The sequence below is a fragment of the Nocardia sp. GCM10030253 genome, from assembly GCF_042675075.1.
Classification (GTDB): Bacteria; Actinomycetota; Actinomycetes; order Mycobacteriales; family Mycobacteriaceae; genus Nocardia.
This window is the reverse complement of sequence record NZ_JBHTDL010000008.1, coordinates 144,913-162,018: the sequence shown is the minus strand read 5'-3', so window position 1 is coordinate 162,018 and position 17,106 is coordinate 144,913. Positions and strand designations below refer to the sequence as shown.

Annotated in this window: 17 protein-coding genes; 5 read left to right on the top strand and 12 right to left on the bottom strand. The window is 65.2% G+C overall.

Annotation, left to right across the window (positions count from 1 at the left end; all coding sequences use genetic code 11):
• Positions 1-199: 199 nt before the first annotated feature.
• Positions 200-559 carry a hypothetical protein gene (locus ACFQZZ_RS19345; protein ID WP_378682366.1) on the bottom strand — a complete coding sequence of 120 codons (360 nt, stop codon included), beginning with the start codon at positions 557-559 and terminating at the stop codon, positions 200-202.
• Between ACFQZZ_RS19345 and ACFQZZ_RS19340 the strand changes: the two genes are divergently transcribed.
• The gene (locus ACFQZZ_RS19340; RefSeq protein WP_378682364.1) at positions 552-956 is read left to right on the top strand and encodes a DUF6319 family protein; all 405 of its coding nucleotides are present in this window, start codon (positions 552-554) and stop codon (positions 954-956) included. The two genes, ACFQZZ_RS19345 and ACFQZZ_RS19340, sit on opposite strands and share 8 nt — an antisense overlap.
• Here the strand turns inward: ACFQZZ_RS19340 and ACFQZZ_RS19335 are convergent, their stop codons facing one another.
• From ACFQZZ_RS19335 to ACFQZZ_RS19325, 3 genes are read right to left on the bottom strand one after another with little or no spacing between them, the layout of a single operon-like run.
• Positions 957-2,489 carry a diguanylate cyclase domain-containing protein gene (locus ACFQZZ_RS19335; protein ID WP_378682361.1) on the bottom strand — a complete coding sequence of 511 codons (1,533 nt, stop codon included), beginning with the start codon at positions 2,487-2,489 and terminating at the stop codon, positions 957-959. It lies immediately after the preceding gene.
• A complete protein-coding gene (locus ACFQZZ_RS19330) occupies positions 2,489-3,061 on the bottom strand; it encodes a hypothetical protein (protein WP_378682358.1) in 573 nt (190 codons plus the stop codon). Before ACFQZZ_RS19330 ends, ACFQZZ_RS19335 begins: the two co-directional genes overlap by 1 nt.
• Positions 3,058-3,648, bottom strand: a complete 591-nt coding sequence (locus ACFQZZ_RS19325) for a pyruvoyl-dependent arginine decarboxylase (protein ID WP_378682355.1) — start codon at positions 3,646-3,648, stop codon at positions 3,058-3,060. Before ACFQZZ_RS19325 ends, ACFQZZ_RS19330 begins: the two co-directional genes overlap by 4 nt.
• A 161-nt stretch (positions 3,649-3,809) precedes the next feature.
• On the opposite strand from ACFQZZ_RS19325, the gene galK reads away from it, so the two are divergent.
• The 3 genes from galK (at position 3,810) to ACFQZZ_RS19310 (ending at position 7,127) form a co-directional block, all read left to right on the top strand.
• Positions 3,810-4,943: a galactokinase gene (galK, locus tag ACFQZZ_RS19320; protein WP_378682352.1), complete on the top strand. Its 1,134-nt coding sequence runs from the start codon at positions 3,810-3,812 to the stop codon at positions 4,941-4,943.
• 222 nt (positions 4,944-5,165) lie between these two features.
• Positions 5,166-6,863 (top strand): sodium:solute symporter family protein, encoded by a 1,698-nt coding sequence (locus ACFQZZ_RS19315; RefSeq protein ID WP_378683139.1) that lies wholly within the window; start codon positions 5,166-5,168, stop codon positions 6,861-6,863.
• Between the two features lie 12 nt (positions 6,864-6,875).
• Positions 6,876-7,127: a hypothetical protein gene (locus ACFQZZ_RS19310; RefSeq protein WP_378682349.1), complete on the top strand. Its 252-nt coding sequence runs from the start codon at positions 6,876-6,878 to the stop codon at positions 7,125-7,127.
• A 6-nt stretch (positions 7,128-7,133) separates the two neighbouring features.
• On the opposite strand, the gene ACFQZZ_RS19305 is transcribed toward ACFQZZ_RS19310, so the two are convergent.
• The 7 genes from ACFQZZ_RS19305 to ACFQZZ_RS19275 form a co-directional block, all read right to left on the bottom strand.
• A complete protein-coding gene (locus tag ACFQZZ_RS19305) occupies positions 7,134-7,382 on the bottom strand; it encodes a hypothetical protein (RefSeq protein ID WP_378682346.1) in 249 nt (82 codons plus the stop codon).
• Positions 7,383-7,469: 87 nt separating this feature from the next.
• Complete coding sequence (locus tag ACFQZZ_RS19300) at positions 7,470-8,252, bottom strand: hypothetical protein (protein WP_378682343.1); 783 nt, start codon at positions 8,250-8,252, stop codon at positions 7,470-7,472.
• A gap of 318 nt (positions 8,253-8,570) precedes the next feature.
• Positions 8,571-9,284, bottom strand: a complete 714-nt coding sequence (locus ACFQZZ_RS19295) for a hypothetical protein (protein ID WP_378682340.1) — start codon at positions 9,282-9,284, stop codon at positions 8,571-8,573.
• 120 nt (positions 9,285-9,404) lie between these two features.
• A complete protein-coding gene (locus ACFQZZ_RS19290; RefSeq protein ID WP_378682337.1) occupies positions 9,405-10,880 on the bottom strand; it encodes a PepSY-associated TM helix domain-containing protein in 1,476 nt (491 codons plus the stop codon).
• A gap of 370 nt (positions 10,881-11,250) precedes the next feature.
• On the bottom strand, positions 11,251-11,814 hold the full coding sequence (locus tag ACFQZZ_RS19285; RefSeq protein WP_378682334.1) for a hypothetical protein: 564 nt from the start codon (positions 11,812-11,814) through the stop codon (positions 11,251-11,253).
• Positions 11,815-11,996: 182 nt separating this feature from the next.
• Positions 11,997-13,655, bottom strand: coding sequence for an acyl-CoA synthetase (locus ACFQZZ_RS19280; protein ID WP_378682331.1), 1,659 nt, complete (start codon positions 13,653-13,655; stop codon positions 11,997-11,999).
• A gap of 315 nt (positions 13,656-13,970) precedes the next feature.
• Positions 13,971-15,596: an acyl-CoA synthetase gene (locus ACFQZZ_RS19275; RefSeq protein WP_378682328.1), complete on the bottom strand. Its 1,626-nt coding sequence runs from the start codon at positions 15,594-15,596 to the stop codon at positions 13,971-13,973.
• Positions 15,597-15,832: 236 nt separating this feature from the next.
• Here ACFQZZ_RS19275 and ACFQZZ_RS19270 point away from each other — a divergent pair, with 236 nt between their 5' ends.
• Positions 15,833-16,507 (top strand): hypothetical protein, encoded by a 675-nt coding sequence (locus ACFQZZ_RS19270; RefSeq protein WP_378682325.1) that lies wholly within the window; start codon positions 15,833-15,835, stop codon positions 16,505-16,507.
• 50 nt (positions 16,508-16,557) lie between these two features.
• On the opposite strand, the gene ACFQZZ_RS19265 is transcribed toward ACFQZZ_RS19270, so the two are convergent.
• Positions 16,558-17,055, bottom strand: a complete 498-nt coding sequence (locus tag ACFQZZ_RS19265; RefSeq protein WP_378682322.1) for an ArsR/SmtB family transcription factor — start codon at positions 17,053-17,055, stop codon at positions 16,558-16,560.
• Positions 17,056-17,106 lie beyond the last annotated feature (51 nt).

Below are 17,106 nucleotides of genomic sequence, written 5' to 3'. Positions count from 1 at the left end.
GTCGGCACGGGATTTCTTGGTGTAGCCAAGGGTTCGCTGGATCTGCGGCTCGGGCGTTTCGCTGAGTCGATTTGGTAGCAGCTTGCAAATCTGTCGGTGGCGTGCGGCATCATCTGTGCACGCAGCCATCCACGAATTCGCTCGGAGTCACCATGCCCTCGCCCAGAACCAAACCACAGCCCTTGTCGGACACTGAGATTCAGCAGATCGCCACGGACATTGCCGACGGCCGACCGCCGATGGTGTGGTTCACCGCTGCCGCGGTGGGCGTGCCGGCGGGACGATCGGGAAAGGTGATCGAACTCGATGATCCATCCGTAGGAGACTTCCTGCGGGTCCGGCCGGCCGGATCGAAGGATGTACTGTCCTTTTCTCCTACCGAAGTGACGTTGACCAAGCCGCCCCGGGCGGCGACAGCTTCCACAGCCCAGCCGAAGTCGACAACCAGGAAGGATTCCACCGTGACCCAGCCGTCGACCTTGACGAGCGTTGCGACACCGTCCACCCCGCCGAGTCCCGGCTCCCTCGGAATCGCCGCGGTGACACCGTCGGTGCCCACGCCCAGCCCGGCCGTCTCGGGAACGAGCGAGGCCGACACTGTCGCCAAGTCCGCCGCGGCCAAGCAGCCCGCCGCTGGCGCGCCAGGAACGAAGCCTGCCGCGAAGGCGCCTGCCGCCGCACGCAAGACCAAGGCGCCGGAGGTCACGGTGACGCTGACCGGAACCGCCGACGGGGAGTGGTCGGTCGACGTGATCAGCGGCAAGAAGCGGGCCGTGCGCGGTCTGCCGGTGACCAGCTCCGCGGTGGCGCAGGCCGCCAAGGTGCTGCATCCGGAGGTGGCCGAGGTGGTGGCCGGGATCCTCGAGGCCGCGCGCGAAGTGCAGCAGGTCAAGGTCGCGCAGCTGGCCGCGGAGTTAGAGGAAGCCAAGCGCCTGCTCGAGGAATTGACCGACTGATCAGACGGCGGTGCTCGTCGACCGATTGCCGGGGCGCCAATTCCGGCGCCCCGCATCGGGGGCCCCGTGCCGCACTTCGTCGTGGAACGCGTATCCGAGCGAGTACTCCTTCGCGTGGTACATCGCCGAATCCGCGTCTCGGATGAGGTCATAGATGCTGGCGTCGTAACTGCGCGGGCTGCCGCAGGCGATGCCGACACTGGCCGTAATCGGGACCTCGCCCGCGCTCAATTCGAACGGGCGCACGAAGGCGCCCAATAGTCGTTCGGCGAGCATGGCTGCCGCTTGTCTGTCCAGCGGGGCGAGCACCACGAATTCATCGCCGCCGTAGCGGGCCACCACGTCCTCGCGGCGGATGACCCGACGAATCCGGGAGGCGGCGTTCGCGATCAGTTCGTCGCCGACGGCGTGGCCGTAGCTGTCGTTGACCATTTTGAAGCCGTCCAGGTCGATGAACAGCAGGCTCAACGGCTGCTCCAGCCAATGCTCGTGATTGCGATTGAGCGCGCGCAACAGTGCGGACCGGTTCAGCAGTCCGGTCAGCATGTCGTGGTCGGCCTGGTACTGCGCACGGCGTTCGCTGCGGGCACTGCGCACGATGGCGCGTTCGCTGCGGGCAAGGACTCCGATCAGCAAGAGCGCGAACAGCGAAGAGACGACCACCCGGTCGAGGGTGTCGAGACTGGACCCGACCACCGGAACCAGTGAGGCCATGATCAGTGCGACCGCGATGAAACTGGCGCGTTGACGCGAATGATGGGGGTGGATGGGCCGCGGGGTACCGAGGCTTGCCATGGTCGGATGCAGCGCCGCGATACCGACGGTCACGTAGGCGGCCAGCAGCGGCGCCAGCAGTACGTCTCGTCCGATCGTCGCGGTGCCGACGGTTTCCAGGCTGTAGCCGAGATCGCCGAGCAACACTGCGATCAGGCCCACGTGCAGCAGTCGCAGCGAGGTCTCGGAACGGGTCGCCGTGGCCACCGAATGCGTGACCAGCGTCAGCAGCAGCGCATCGAGTACCGGATAGGTCGCCGCCACAACGGTGTTCATGGTGGTGGCATGCGACTGCAGGATCGGGGAGATGAGAAAGGTCCAGGAGGCCAGCAGTGCGCCGAGTCCGATGAGCCCGGAGTCCAGCAGGAGGTCGTAGTTGCTCCGGACCTGGCGCGGCCGCAGCCACAGGGTGGCAGCGACGCCGATCGCGAGGTAACCGGCAAGGGTGAACAGGTCATCGATGGGATGCATCGCATGGTCTTCGATGCCGCGCAGCACGGTGCCGGTGGCGAACAACAGCGCTGACGCCGCGATCAGGTACCAGGGCAGCGGCTGCGCGGGCCGATGGCGCCGCAGGCCGAAGCCGATCATGGTGAGCGCGCAGCCGACGACGGTCAGCATCGTCAACAGCGAAAGCAGTCGCGAATCGATCACGATATTGAGCCCGGCAGCGCCCGCGATTCCACCGAAAAGCATTGCGTACCACCGTAATCCGAAGTGGTGACGCTGGCTTGTCGGCTGCTTTTCGGTCGGTGTCATCAGCCCCCCTTGGTCGCTCCATCCCCTGTGAACCGAGCCGCATAGTAGGTCTGCGAATCCTCTACCGCGACTTCGAAGTTCGCTTCTTGCTCATCGAGCACTGCCCGGATGCTGTCGGCGAACGAGAACCGAGTGTTGTTGTACGAGCAGATGTCCCAGCCCACCGCCGCGCGCTCGGCCACAAGCACCTGGACAACTGATTTGATCATGGCATGGAACGCGGCCCCCTGTCGGGCACTCGAGGAAACAAGGGTGAAACCTGCGTAATAGATCGCATTCCTGGTGGCGTGCTCCGGGTAGCGTGCGGCGAAGTATTCGGGGCTGATCCACGGCACTGTCTCCAGATGTCTGGTCAGGGTTGTCACACCGATGGGTTCACCGGTGGCGGTGCGTGCGACGTGCTTGAGGACTCGGGGATCGACCATCTCCTCGCGGAACTCGTCCTGGTGCAGCACCTGCCTGGCGATGGCCTTGGTGCGCAGTGGACCGAACGCTTCCTCGTAGAGCAGGTGGAACATGTCGATCCGGTCGTCCGGGATCGTGGTTTCGACGGTGACGTGTAGGTCGCTCATCGTCTGGTCCACGGGGTGGTGTGGTACGCGGCGAGCACCATGGCGCAGGCCGGATTCCCCTCGGATCGCGCCTCGCTGGTGCACAGCTGGATCGGGCCGAAGCGTTCCGGTCGATTGCGGGTCATATCGGCGAGGCTTGACCGGATCAGCCGCTCGACCTCCTCGGCGGTTTGCGCCTCGTGCTCGACGAAAAGCCCCGCACCGGAATGGTCGTCGCGCAGCACCCAGCCGATGCCCGCGGCGGCCCGCTGGCCCTTTCCGATCGCGTGCTGGGCCGCGTATACGCAGTAGAGCCGATCGCCCCATGGGATCGGCTTGCGGACACGGGCGGTGCGCTCCAGAGTGGCGCGCGGCGGAATCACCGATGACAGGCGAATCAAGTTGGCATCACCCACTCCCAGATCACGCAGAGCCGCATCGAAGGCCGACATGGCTGTCGGGCCCACCCCGGTCGCGGCGCCGATCTCGATCGTCAGTGGTGCCTCGGGCAGTTGCCGGCCGTCGCGATCCGGCCTACCCAGGGGCGGGAGTAGTCGATCGATCCACTGCAGCCCGAGTAGGCCGCTGCGTAGGGTCGTGTGAATCATAATGCCCTCCCGAAACTCCCGGCCCATTTTGCAGGCCGATATTGCGTCAAAATCGACTGTGCTTCACAAACGGTGATCTCGCACGCGCACCGCCCGAAAGCAGTGCTCCTGCGGCGTGTCTCGTAACGTGTGCCGGCGAGCCATCGGACACACTCCGAACGATGAAGCGAGGACCAGTGCAGAAGTGGGTGGCGCCGGGGCGGGTCAACATCATCGGTGAGCACACCGACTACAACGACGGCTTCGTGTTGCCCATTGCATTACCGCTGGTTGTCGAGTGTTTCGCGGTAGTCAACGGCAGCGGGCAGGTGCGTGTCGGCTCGCGCCAGCGTCCACGGGAGCCGGTGCTCGTCGCGGTGGGCGCGCTTGCCGCCGAACGGGATCGGGTGCCTGCCTGGTCGCGGTATCCGCTGGGCGTTGTGTCCGAATTCGTGCGACGCGGGCATCGGATCGCGGGAGTGGACATCGAGCTCGACGGCGCCGTGCCGATCGGTGCCGGACTGTCCTCGTCGGCGGCACTGTCGTGCGCCGTGGCGGTCGCGCTGCGAGATCTGTTCGCGCCCATGGTCGTCGATCGGGAGCTGATCGACATAGCCCACGCCGCCGAGAACGACTACGCCGGTGCGCCGACCGGACTGCTCGACCAGTCGGCGGCGATTCTGTGCACCGCAGGACACGCACTGTTTCTCGACGTGCGCCGCTGCACCGACCCGGATGACGACGGCGCGCACGAACAGATCCCCTTCGATCTGGACCGTTTCGGGTTGGAACTGCTCGTCATCGATACCGGACAGGCGCACGAATTGGTCGATGGCGGGTACGCCGCCCGACGCGCGCAATGCGACGCGGCGGCCGCGGAACTCGGCGTGCCCGCACTCCGGGATGTCGAAACGGTCGACGCGCTCGAACGCATCGCCGACCCGGTACTGCGACGCCGGGCTCGGCATGTGGTCACCGAGAATTCCCGCGTGTTGACAGTTGCCGAAAAGTTGCGCAACGGTGTCGATCCGCGCTCGATAGGCCCGATTCTCAACGCGGGGCATGCTTCGTTGCGCGATGATTTCGAGGTCTCCACCCCTGCTCTGGACGTCGCTGCCGCGGCGGCGGTCGAAGCTGGGGCGCACGGCGCGCGCATGGTCGGTGGCGGGTTCGGCGGCAGCGTTATCGCGCTGGTGGATTGTGAGCGGACCGCGGCTGTCGCGGACGCGGTGCGAAATCGTTTCGCCCGTGCTGGTTTCGCCGATCCGCGCACCTTCGTCGTGGTGCCGGGAGCAGGCGCGCACCGCGTCGACTGAGCGAATGTCCAGGTTTTGTGCGTGATTGCGCTGCGGGGATGCGGCACAATCACCGACAGTAAGTAGACAAGTCGCGGCCACCACACGCGGTACGCGCACGATGCCCGACATCGCTCGACGCCCGGTTTCATCGCCTGGAGGGACGACGCTGTGCCGCTTGCCGATTCACCCGTGTTCAGCTTCGCGCTCGACGTCGCGATACTGCGATCGAACGCGCCGACCGTGCACCTAGATGCGGCATCGTCCCTGCAACTGGATGCGGATCCCGTCGACTATGCCCTGGTCGCGCTGTATTTCATCTTCGTCATCGGTATCGGACTGCTGGCCAGGCGGCGCGTCTCCTCCAGCATCGACTTCTTCTTGTCCGGACGGTCACTGCCTGCCTGGGTGACCGGGCTTGCCTTCATCTCCGCCAACCTCGGCGCGGTCGAGATCATGGGCATGTCGGCCAACGGCGCCGAGTACGGCTTTCCGACTTTCCACTACTTCTGGATCGGCGCCGTGCCGGCCATGCTGTTCCTCGGCGTGGTGATGATGCCGTTCTACTACGGCTCCAAGGTGCGCAGTGTTCCCGAGTTCATGCGCAGGCGATTCGGTACCGGCGCGCACCTGGTGAACGCCTTGAGCTTCGCGGTCGCGCAGGTACTCATCGCCGGGGTGAACCTGTACCTGCTCGGCACCATCGTGAATGTGCTGCTCGGTTGGCCACTGTGGGTTTCGGTGATCGTCGCGGCGGTGATCGTGTTGTCCTACATCACCCTCGGCGGGTTGTCCGCGGCGATCTACAACGAAGTGCTGCAGTTCTTCGTCATCGTGGCCGCGCTGCTGCCGCTGACCCTGGTCGGGCTGCACAAGGTCGGCGGCTGGGAAGGTCTGCACGACAAGGTGACCGCGTCACCGGGCGGTGCGGCGCAGCTGGAGTCCTGGCCGGGTAACGCGCTCAGCGGCTTCACCAACAACTTCCTTTCCGTCGTCGGCATCGTGTTCGGGCTCGGGTTCGTGCTCTCGTTCGGGTATTGGACCACCAACTTCGTCGAAGTGCAGCGGGCACTGGCGACGCACTCCATCTCGGCGGCGCGACGCACCCCGATCATCGGCGCCTACCCGAAGATGTTCATCCCGCTGATCGTGGTGATTCCGGGAATGACCAGCGCGGTTCTGGTGCCGCAGATGGCCGAGTACAAGAATCAGGTGACCGCGAATCCGGACTACACCAGCGATGTCACCTACAACCAGGCGCTGCTGTATCTGATGAAAGACGTACTGCCCAACGGGTTGCTCGGTGTCGGGCTCGCCGGTCTGCTCGCGGCGTTCATGGCGGGCATGGCCGCGAACATCTCGGCCTTCAACACAGTGTTCAGCTATGACCTCTGGCAGCAGTACGTGCGCCGTGATCGGCCCGATGGTTACTACTTGACCGTCGGTCGGCTTGCCACCGTCGGCGCCACCGTCGCCGCGATCTTCACCGCGTTCATCGCGGGGAGTTTCAGCAATATGATGGACTATCTGCAAACGTTGTTCAGCTTCTTCAACGCGCCGTTGTTCGCGACATTCATTCTGGGCATGTTTTGGAAGCGGATGACACCGACGGCGGGCTGGATGGGCCTGGTCTGCGGAACCGGTTCGGCCATGGTGATTTTCGTGCTGCACAGGTCCAATGTCTTCGAATTATCCGGCCAGGGTGCGAGTTTCGTCGCTGCGGGTGTCGCCTTCATCGTCGACATCATCGTCAGCGTCGCTGTCACCATGGTGACCCAGCCGAAGCCCGCCGCCGAACTTGTCGGCCTGGTCTATTCCGAAACCCCGAAGGAAATGCGCACCGACCCCGAGTCCGATTCCCTGCCCTGGTACCAGCGCCCGGTCCTGCTCGCCGGTATCGCCCTGGTCCTGGTCATCGCCCTCAACATCTTCGTCGGATAAGGAGGCCAGCCGATGCTTTTCGACATCCGCACCATCGTCGGCGCCCTGCTCGGCAGCTACGGCGTCATCCTGATCATCACCGGGCTGGTCCACGACACGGCTGCCGAGGAAGCCAAAACCGGAGGCATAAACATCAACCTGTGGTCCGGCGTCGGGATGGCCGCAGTAGCCCTCGCCTTCCTGGTCTGGGTCCTACTGCGGCCGGTCGTCCCTCCGACCCTTGAATCTCCTACCGCCGAGGAAGATTCATCAGCCGATACGTGAGGCCATTCAGGTCTCCTCGATGAAGAGATCAGTGATCGTGGTGGCGGTGAAGGAACGGTCGAACCATCGATCGAGCTGGTCGAGATCCAGGCAGGTAGTGATGCGGTCCCTGATGTCGTCGGGCAATGCGATGCCACGCTGACCGAGGATGCGCAGGATGTATTTGGCGCGGCCTTCCGCCCGGCCGATGGCGCGACCTTCCGCCCGGATCCGTTGCGACGTCTCCGAGCGGAAGAAGGACAGATCAATGGACATCAGTTGCCTCCGGGTTCGGTAGAACGATCGGGGACTCTTGGCTGAATTCGGTTGTGCCGCAGTGCCTACCGCCCGCTGATTCCGATGCTAGGTCTCGTCGGCGAAGAGGTCAGCGATTGCGGTAGCCGTGACGGAGCGATCGAACCACTTGTCCAGTTGGTCTTGGTCTGTGCAAGCCTGGATTCGTGTTCGGGCGTGCTCGGGCACGGCGATGCCGCGTCGGTACAAGTTCCGCAGGATGTATTCGGCGCGCCCTTCCGCGATACCTTCGGCGCGCCCCTTCTCGATGCCCTCCGCGCGCAGGCGTTGGGAGGTTTCCGAGCGGAAGAAGGACAGATCCATGGTCATCAGTTTCCTCCAGGTCTCGATGGCCGGGCTGCTGCCCAGGCCGAGTTCGGTGAGTTCGGCGAAGAGTTGCGCTTCGTTTGTGTCGCCGATGTCCCTCAACGCGGTGACCAGCGCCTTCAGTATTGCACCGATGGAGGGGTCTTTGGCATGCGTGATTGCGGACAAGGTGGCGAGCGGAATGTCCGCGGCAGCGGTCTCTACATCGGTTACCTCCGGCACATTGTGCGGGCCCAGTACCAGCGGCCGCACTGTCAGGCTCGACCATTGCGGTGGACCCAGCTGCCATGGACCCGCCGCCCAGGTTGCGGTCGCTTGGTCCTGGCATACGACCAGCAGCACTGGCGGCAGCCCGAACTTGGCGAGTAGGTGGGACAGGTAGTACGCCCAGGACGCTGGTTTGGCGTGGTCTTTATCGCCCTGTGCTTCCACCAGAAGCAGGAATGGACCACTGGCGGTGACGATTCGCATGACGGTGTCGACCCGTCGTTCGATCGGTCTGGATTCGGTGAGATCGGTTGACAACAAGGCGACCTCGAGAGGGTCGTCGAAGGTAGATCCAATTCGTGGAACGCTCGTGTGAAGACTCCTGGATCGTGTTGGAAGAGCCGGTGCATCGCCTCATGTGGGGAGCTGACCATGGCGGCGACAGTAGGCGATCCGATCGCAACTATGTTCGAAGAATTCGAGTTGAGCGTGAAAGTGCGGCGAGTTTGCCGACACGCGGGTGAGGTGTCGCGCAACCCGCCAGCAAGTTGGGCGCATGTATGGGAAAGCCCCGTCCGGCGGTGTGACCGGACGGGGCTCTGGTGCCGAATTCTGTTGTGAGGGGTTATTTCCGGACTACTTGGCGGGCGGGGCGAACGGCTGGTTGATCGTGGTGAAGTACTGGATCGCCGCACCGATGGCTACCGGGGCGGTGACGAAGATCTGACCCGCGACGGTGCCGATGGCGCCGACAAGGGCGATACCCGCGATGCAGCCGACGGCGGCGGCGGGGAGGAACGGGCCGAACAGGCCGATGATGGTGCCGCCGACGGCCGCGCCGCCGAGGATGCCACCGAGGACACAGCCGACGGTCGCGCCGCCGATGCCACCGACGAGGGTGCCGATGGAGGCGCCCATGCCGATGGTGCTGGCCATGCGGCTCCAGGCCGCCTGCTCGCAGTCGTACTCGGTCTTCCAGGGCGCCTTGTCCTCGAAGGGCAGGGCGACCGGCTTGTAGCTGGCCTTCGCAAGGTCCATCTGCGGCGTGAGAGTCGCGGTGCGGCCGGAGATTTCGGCGGCGATCGGGAACTCGAACTCGTCGACACGGAACGTCAGCGGGGTGCCCGCGACGACGGTGCCGTCCGCGGCCTTGACCTCGAGCACTCCGTCTTCGGCGGTGAGCGAGCCCGCGTCGGTTTCGATGATCGAGGACTTCTCGGTGGCATGGGCGGTGAACCCAATGGTGGCGGGCTCCGCGGCAGGCAGCGGGCTTGCGTAGCTCGCGCCCGCGGCAATGCTCACCGCGGTCGTCATGAACGCGGCGGCCAGGGCGAACTTCGTGATCTTCATGGTGCGTATGAATCCTTGACTAGGGAGTTCGAGGCATGGCGAATCAGCGGCCATACCTCTGACGTCCGGTAGGTCGTTGTGGTAACGCCGGAGTCGTTGCTCCGGCGGATCAGTACTGGGTTATGGCGTGGCGCGTACGCGTCCGACGAGACCGACCACCAGGTCGATGGCGAGGAAGGCCAGCAGGCTCAGCCCGACCAACGGGACGAACCAGCCGACCACCAACGCGGCGGCCACCAACGGCACCGCAAGCCACGGCGAGGTCTTGCGCAGCGCACCCCGGCGTGGTGCGCGCCCCATGGCAATACGTGGTCCGTTGCGGGTCGGCCGCCGGTTCCACCACATCAGGTAGCCGCGCACGATCACGGTGATCAGGCCGATCATCACAACGAGCAGCAGCAACTGGTTGAGCAGGCCGAACATCAGACCCATATGGAACTGGATGCCCCAGTTGGTGAGCTTGGCCATCAGCGGCCAGTCGGTGTAGGCCAGCTTGTCGGTAACCGTGCCGGTCGCGCCATCAACGGCGATTGCGTCGACGGTGTACACGCCGGGCAGTCGTCGTTCCTTCACCACGGACGCCTTACCTGGCATGGCCGGGACACTGATCTCGACCGGTTGGGTCACGCCATCGGCGCGGGCCAATTCATAGACCCGATCGACCTGGGCGATCCGATCACTCGGGCCGGCAATCGTCGGCGTCGCCTCGTGACCGCCGCCATGGTGGTCACCACCCGAAGCCTGCGATGGTGCGGCCGCCCCCGGCAGGGCGGTGCTCACGGCGGGTGTGGTCCAGCTCAGCTGCTGGCGCAATTCGGTGATGTTCTCGCCGGCATAGGTGGACCAGGTCATACCGGTCGCCGACAGCAGCAGGATCACTGGAAGTATCCAGATACCCACGGCGCCATGCCAATTCAGTCGCCGACCACGATCGCCCTGCGAGCGGTCGGGAACCAGCAGCCAACCCGCCGAATTGCGGTTGCGGCGACTGCGGACGCGGCGGAACCACAGCACCAGACCGCCGAGTGCGATGATCCACAGCCAGGACGCCGCGAGCTCGCTGTAGATACGGCCCGGCTCGCCGAGATGAAGATCCCTGTGCAACTGGTCGATCCAGGTGCGCAGCGGCAACGCGCCCGAGCTGCCGTAGACGACCGAGTCGCCGACCGGCTGTGCGGTGTACGGGTTCACGAACACCGCGCGCCGCTCGGACTCGCCGAGCGACGGATCGCTGAAGATCACCCGGGTGGTGTCCTGTGAACCGGGGGCCGGGGCGACGGCAACCAGCGCCAGGTTCGGCTGGGTCGCGACGGCTGCGGTGATCTGCTCCGACAGCGGCTTCGGTGTGCCACTCGGGTCGACCTGCAGCAGATCACGAGAGACGATCGTTTCGAGGGTCGGGGCGATCGCGTAGAGCGCGCCGGTGACCGCGGCGATCAGGATGAACGGGGCGATGAAGATGCCCGCGTAGAAATGCAGCCGCATGGCAAGCGGGTAGAGACCGTTGCGGCGGCGAGTGGATTTGCCCGGAGTGCTGGATTCCGGTGGTATCGCCTCTGATTCGGTATCGGGAGGACTGGCGTCGATGATGCTCATGTTCGATTCGTTTCTGGAGTTCTAGGAAACCCGGATGCGCGTCGCTTCGTTGCCGATGAAAGCCACCGGTTCCGGACTCGCGAGTCCGTCGCGGACACGGCAACGCGTCGGGCCGCGCTGATCGTGCGGCTCAACTCGGGTCGGCTGTTTTTCCCGCATCGACAGCGATGTGCCTGTGGCTCGCGCCGACCGATGGTGGGTATCGCAGCAGAGGATCCGGCGGCGAATCACCGACCAAGGGCAACGATCTGGCGTGCGCGGCGGCGATATTGATCCGACGACGATTGCGCGATCGACCCTCGGCTGGATATTCGCCGAGGTGGCGACGACGCACGAGCGACGAGGCTCGTGCACCGGGTAAAGGTATTGGTCAGAGACGAACCGTGAGTGGCGGACCGCGGGTGCGCAGCGATTCGGCCGCGAAGACCCGCAGAATGACGCGATCGCGATGGGTGTCGCGCAGTAGTGCCGGTCCGGTGATGACGGGCGGGCGGTAGCGCATCGGCAGCACGCGCGACAAGACGGCGCAGCCGATCAGGTAGGCGGCTTCGGCGCCGCGGATCACGACTGCGGCCAGCAGGGCGGCGACGGTATGCGCGGTGAACATGGCGGGGGTGAGTTGCGCATCGCCGTGATGCATGTGCCCGGAGCTCCAGCCCATGGTCAGGTGGCCGAGCAGCTGACCCGCGATGAGCGCGGCGACCAAGCCGGTCGAGGTGTTACGCAGCGGCGCGAGATCGGCGACCAGTGCGCCGATCACCGCAGCGGCTGCGGCCAGTAGGGCAAATGTGGTGCTGTCCGGTGTCATTCCGCCGGATGCCCAGCCGTGTGCCGCAACCGAAATGGCTCCCGAAATCGATCCGGCCGCGGCACCGCGCAAACGCGCGACGGCACTGCGTTGCCCCGCAACAGCGCGGCCGGACTCGATACTCACCCGCTGATGATAACTGACAGGTAACGCACAGATTCCGGAGATGATAGATCGCTGAATTCCAGTGGGCGCTGCAGTTTCCATGTGGAAACAAATTGTGGATCGTGCATCGCCGAATTTCCCGCACACCCGATCGCATGCGGTCGAATGTGCGGGAAATCAGCAGAGGCGCGAGCGGCCGGACGTCAGTCCGCGTCGACCACCATCTCGATGAGCGGTTTGCGCAGCAGCTTGCCGGTGGCGTTGCGGGGCAGTTCGTCGAGGAAGATCACCTCGCGCGGCACCTTGTAGCGGGCCAGGTTCGCCCTGACGAACTCCTTGATTTCCTGGGCGTCCCGCTTCGACTCCGGACCGGGAACGACGAACGCGCGCAACCGCTTTCCGAATTCCCGGTCGTCCACACCGACCACGGCGGCCTCGAAGATGTCCTCGCGGCCCGCGATGAGGTTCTCCACCTCGAGCGGGAAGACGTTCTCGCCGCCGGAGACGATCATGTCGTCGTCACGACCGTCGATATAGAGCAGGCCGTCGGCGTCGAAGTGCCCGACATCGCCGCTGGACATCATGCCGTCCACGATCTCCTTGGTGCGGCCGTCGGTGTAGCCGGTGAAGGCGAAGCCGTTGTCCACGAAGATGGTGCCGGTGACGTTCGGCTCGGTGATCGGCTTGCGGTCCTCATCGAGCAGCACGATCCGGATGCCGACCGGCGCCTTGCCCGCGGTGGTCGGGGCTTTGCGCAGGTCCTCGGGAGTCGCGACCGTCATGACGGCGCATTCGGTGGAGCCGTAGAGGTTGTAGAGGCTGTCACCGAAGTAGTCGAGCGTGCGGGTGACGACGTCCGGAGCGATCGCCGAACCGGCCGCGAAGATCACCTTGATGGTGCTCGGGTCGTACTTCGCCAGCACGTCGTCACCGAGATCGAGGATGCGCTGCAGCATGGTCGGGACCACGACCAGCGAATCCGCCCGGTACTGCGTGATATTCGCGAGCGTCTTCTCCGGGTCGAACCGGCGCTGCTGGAAGATCACCCGGTTGCCGAGAGCGAGGCCGATGGTGAACTGCGAGAGTCCGGTGCCGTGGAAGATCGGTGCCGCCATAATCATGGTGCCGTTGTTGGGCAGCGGCACCCGGTCGACGAACTGGGCCGAGGCGAACGGGCTCACCCGGTCGCGCGGCGCGCCCTTCGGGGTACCGGTCGTGCCGCTGGTCAGGATGACCATGCCGCCGGGCTTGGCGGGCGCGGGCAGCGGTTCGGTGGAGCGGCCCACGATCAGAGATTCGATGGTGGGGATCGACGGATCGGCGTTGTCCTTCTCGTCGACCCAGGTGAGCACGCGGGGAATATCGGCAGGGATGGCGCTCATCAGGTCGAGGAATTCGCTGTCGTGCAGCACGGCCTTGACGTTCTCGCGCTTGGAGACGTCGGCGAACTGCGGTTTCGCGAAGCCGGTATTCATCAGGACCGTGCGTACGCCGAGCTTGCCCGCCGCGAGCAGGCTCAGCACCATGCCGCGATGGTCGCGCGCCAGCAACGCGACGACGTCGCCGGGCTCGATGCCCTGCGACTCCAGGCCACGTGCCAGGGCACTCGACTGTTCGTTGAGCTGACCGAAGGTCACCTCGCCGCGTTCGTCGACGATGGCGGCCGCGCCCGGCCGGGTCTGGGCCGCGTGCATCACGACGCCGGCGAACGGGCCGAACTTGAGCACGTTGAATGCGGACCGAGCCGCGTGATCAGGTCGGAGCGGATTGAACAAGTGCCGCTTGACCATGACATTCACGCCCTGGGCGAAATCGCCCGCCTTTCGGACGGAGCCATTCAACGCGGGCAGAGATAGAGACATTCGACAACGCCTTCCGCAGTCCACCCACCGGGACCGGGGGTGGTGTGGACCGCAACTTCGAGATCCAGTGCTGGTGCTAACAATAGCAAGCAACTGTGACTCAATGTGGCATGTATCTCAGTTGGTCGATTCGGCCAGGTGGCGGAGCCTTCCACCTCGCGAATCGGGCCGATGCGGACTGCCGCGTTTGCCCGCCCGTCGCTGACGGGCGGGCAAACGCGTGAACTCGATCGGTCATTGCGACGGATCAGTTGCAGGCCGCGCTGGACGCAGCCTTGCTGAATTCCCGGATCCGGCGGGTTCCGAGTCCTGCGATCAGGCCGGTACTTCGTACTCGACGAGGACGCGGCGCAGCAGCTTGCCGGTGGGGTTGCGGGGCAGATCGTCGAGGAAGACGACCTCGCGTGGGACCTTGTAGCGAGCCAGGTTCTCCTTGACGTAGGTCTTGATCTCCTCGGGGTCCGGAGTGCGGCCCGGCTCGGGGACGATGAAGGCGCGCAGGCGCTTTCCGAATTCGGCGTCGTCGACGCCGACGACCGCGGCGTCGAAGACGTCGGGGCGCTCCAGCAGCAGGTTCTCCACCTCCTGCGGGAAGACGTTCTCGCCGCCGGAGACGATCATGTCGTCGTCGCGGCCGTCCACCATCAGCAGGCCGTGTTCGTTGAAGTGCCCGACATCGCCGCTGGACATGTAGCCGTCGATGATCTGCTTGTGCCTGCCGTCGGTGTAGCCCTCGAAGGGTGCGCCACTGCGGATGAAGATGCGCGCGGTTGTGTTGACCTCATTGACCCGCTTGTCGTTGTCGTCGTACAACCGCACCTCGCAGGTGATCGGTGCGCGGCCGACGGTGCCTGGCGCCAGCGCCAGATCCTCGGGGTTGGCGACGGTGGCGACGGCGCATTCGGTCGAGCCGTACAGGTTGTACAGGACGGGCCCGAAGACCTGCGTGGCCTTGTCGCACAGTTCCGGTGACAGTGCCGAGCCGGCCAGCAGAATGCACTTCAGCGAGGACGTGTCGTACTTCGCGCGGATCTCGGGCGCCAGCTCGGTCATCCGATGCAGCATGGTCGGCACGGCAACCAGCATTTCCGCCTTGTGGTCGGCGATCATCTTCAGCGTCGCCTCGGCGTCGAAGCGGCGACGCACCACCACCTTGTTGGTCATCGCCGAGGCGACCAGATAGGTGCCGAGGCCGGTGCTGTGGAAGATGGGCGACACGATGACCTGAGTTCCTCTGACCGGGAACGGGATTCGGTCGACCATCTGCGCGGTGGCCAGCGGGGTCACCTTGCTGCGCGGTGCGCCCTTCGGCAGGCCGGTGGTGCCGCTGGTGAGGATGACGAAGCCACCGGGCTTGCTCGGTGCGGGCAGTGGTTCCGTCGAGTTGGCGGCGATCAGGTCGTCGATCGTCTGTGCGCCCTCGGGCAGTGTCGTACCTTCATCGACCCAGGTGAGGTAGCGCGGCAGGTCCGCGGGCAGTGCATCGAGCAGGCCGAGGAACTCGCTGTCGTGCAGCACCGCCTTGACCTTCTCGCGCTCGCAGACCTCGGCGAACTGCGGCTTGGCGAAACCGGTATTCATCAGCGCGACCCGAACGCCCAACTTGCCCGCGGCGGCCATAGCGAGAATCAGGCCGCGATGGTCGCGAGCCAGGACGCCGATCACCGAACCCTCGGTCAGGCCCGCGGGCTGCAGCCCGCGGGCGATCGCAGTCGACTGCTCGTCGAGTTCCCGGTAACTCAGCTCGCCACGTTCATCCACCAGCCCGGGCGCATCAGGCGCGATCCGCGCGGAGTGCTGGATCAATGTCGCCTGCGGGCCGTAAACCTGGGACTCCTTCATCGTCCGCAGCGTTTCGAGCGGCTTGCGCGGATCACTGATCCCGCGGGCCCGCAGCACTCCTAATGCCTTGACTACCTCCAAGGCATGCGCCAACTTCATCGTCGAACTCCTCCACAAAAGAACTCGCGTCGGCACTCGACCTAGCGATATTGAATGGGCGTGTATGCCAGCTCACCGTATCAGCGAGAGTGGGGCGAATCACAAAAGTCGGTAAACCGGTAGATGATCGTCCAGATGTGGTGTGAGCCATTCTTGGCGACACGGGAATTGGCCAGGGTGCGCGACGGCCTCCGGATCAGCGGCAGGTTGTCCGGTTGACCACTAAGGTTCGGGACATGCGTATCGTGGCCTTGACGGCTATCGTCCTGCTATCGGCCGGTTGTGCCGCGGAATCGGATCATCGGTCGCATGGCACGCCGAGCTCGACCACCGCCGCGGCGGATGAGTCGTCGGCAGTGCCCACCACGCGATCGGCGCCGACGCAGGGCGCTTCGGTGGCGGATCTGGAGTCCTGGACCCGGGCGGGACACAAAGTCGAAGCCTCCGAGTACAGCACCGCACGCCTGGACAGTGGCGCCGTTACCGACCTGAAGAGCGACCGCGCCTTCACCAGCCCCTCGGGAAAGATCAGTTGCATCACCGATTACGAGCATGGTGATCAGGGCATTGTCTGTCTGGTCGAGTTGAAGAATCCGCCCGCGAAACCACACGACGGCATGGGCAACTGGAAGGGCGGATGGATCCGCTACACCGGCAGCAAGCTGACTGTCGGCGCATTCCGCGGCGACCCCGGTCCGTTCGTGCAGGGCCGCGGCCCCGAATTGCCCTACGGCAGTGCGCTGTCCATGCGTGGCTTCACCTGCCGCATGGACTCCAGCGGACTCACCTGTGTGAACCCCGCAGTGGGTTCGGGCGTGCAGATGAGCGACGCGGGTGTCATTCCGTTCGGTTGCCTCAAAGAGCAGGCGGCCACCCAGAACGACAATGCGGGCGTGCTGTTCAGCTGCTGAATGGCGATCCGCCGCGTTGTACTCGCCGTCGATCGCCGAGTCGGGCGGTGTCAGCGTCGGGCGCTGGCGAGGGCTACCAGTAGCGGGATGACCCGAGCCTCGGGCACTTCGAAACGTCCACGGCCCGCGGTGTGCAACCAGCCGACGGCGGCCAGCTGGCGCAGGTGGTGATACACCTGGCCGGAGGTGCCGACCCCTTCGAGTCCGACGAGTTCGGCCGCGGTCCTGCGGCCGCCCATGACCTCACGCAAAAGCCGTAGTCGTACCGGACTGCCAAGGGCGGCCAGGCATTCGGCCGCTTCCGACCAGTCGTCCTCGATGATCTCACCGGTGGTGAACCGCGCTTGCCATCCGTAGTGCTCATCGGTCGGCAGTCGAACCGACCCGGCGAACAGCACCCCACCATTGGGCTCGTCGGCCGCGGCGAAATCCTCCTGCAGCCGTTCCACCGCCCATTTCTCCGACGACGCGTCGTCGCGCCGGCTTCCGCCTGCCTCCAGCGCGCTGAGCCGCCACTCGAGCTCCGCAACCCGTTCCTCTAGACCCACGCCCCAAAATTACGGAACTACGTAATCCCGGACAAGAGGACACCCGGCTGC

Excerpts from the sequence above, each read along its gene's own strand:
- ACFQZZ_RS19270 (WP_378682325.1), top strand. The coding sequence starts at position 15,833 with ATGCGTATCGTGGCCTTGACGGCTATCGTCCTGCTATCGGCCGGTTGT.
- galK (WP_378682352.1), top strand. The coding sequence starts at position 3,810 with ATGAAGCGAGGACCAGTGCAGAAGTGGGTGGCGCCGGGGCGGGTCAAC.
- ACFQZZ_RS19335 (WP_378682361.1), bottom strand. The coding sequence starts at position 2,489 with ATGACACCGACCGAAAAGCAGCCGACAAGCCAGCGTCACCACTTCGGA.
- ACFQZZ_RS19295 (WP_378682340.1), bottom strand. The coding sequence starts at position 9,284 with ATGAAGATCACGAAGTTCGCCCTGGCCGCCGCGTTCATGACGACCGCG.
- ACFQZZ_RS19305 (WP_378682346.1), bottom strand. The coding sequence starts at position 7,382 with ATGTCCATTGATCTGTCCTTCTTCCGCTCGGAGACGTCGCAACGGATC.
- ACFQZZ_RS19275 (WP_378682328.1), bottom strand. The coding sequence starts at position 15,596 with ATGAAGTTGGCGCATGCCTTGGAGGTAGTCAAGGCATTAGGAGTGCTG.
- ACFQZZ_RS19310 (WP_378682349.1), top strand. The coding sequence starts at position 6,876 with ATGCTTTTCGACATCCGCACCATCGTCGGCGCCCTGCTCGGCAGCTAC.
- ACFQZZ_RS19330 (WP_378682358.1), bottom strand. The coding sequence starts at position 3,061 with ATGAGCGACCTACACGTCACCGTCGAAACCACGATCCCGGACGACCGG.
- ACFQZZ_RS19325 (WP_378682355.1), bottom strand. The coding sequence starts at position 3,648 with ATGATTCACACGACCCTACGCAGCGGCCTACTCGGGCTGCAGTGGATC.
- ACFQZZ_RS19280 (WP_378682331.1), bottom strand. The coding sequence starts at position 13,655 with ATGTCTCTATCTCTGCCCGCGTTGAATGGCTCCGTCCGAAAGGCGGGC.
- ACFQZZ_RS19290 (WP_378682337.1), bottom strand. The coding sequence starts at position 10,880 with ATGAGCATCATCGACGCCAGTCCTCCCGATACCGAATCAGAGGCGATA.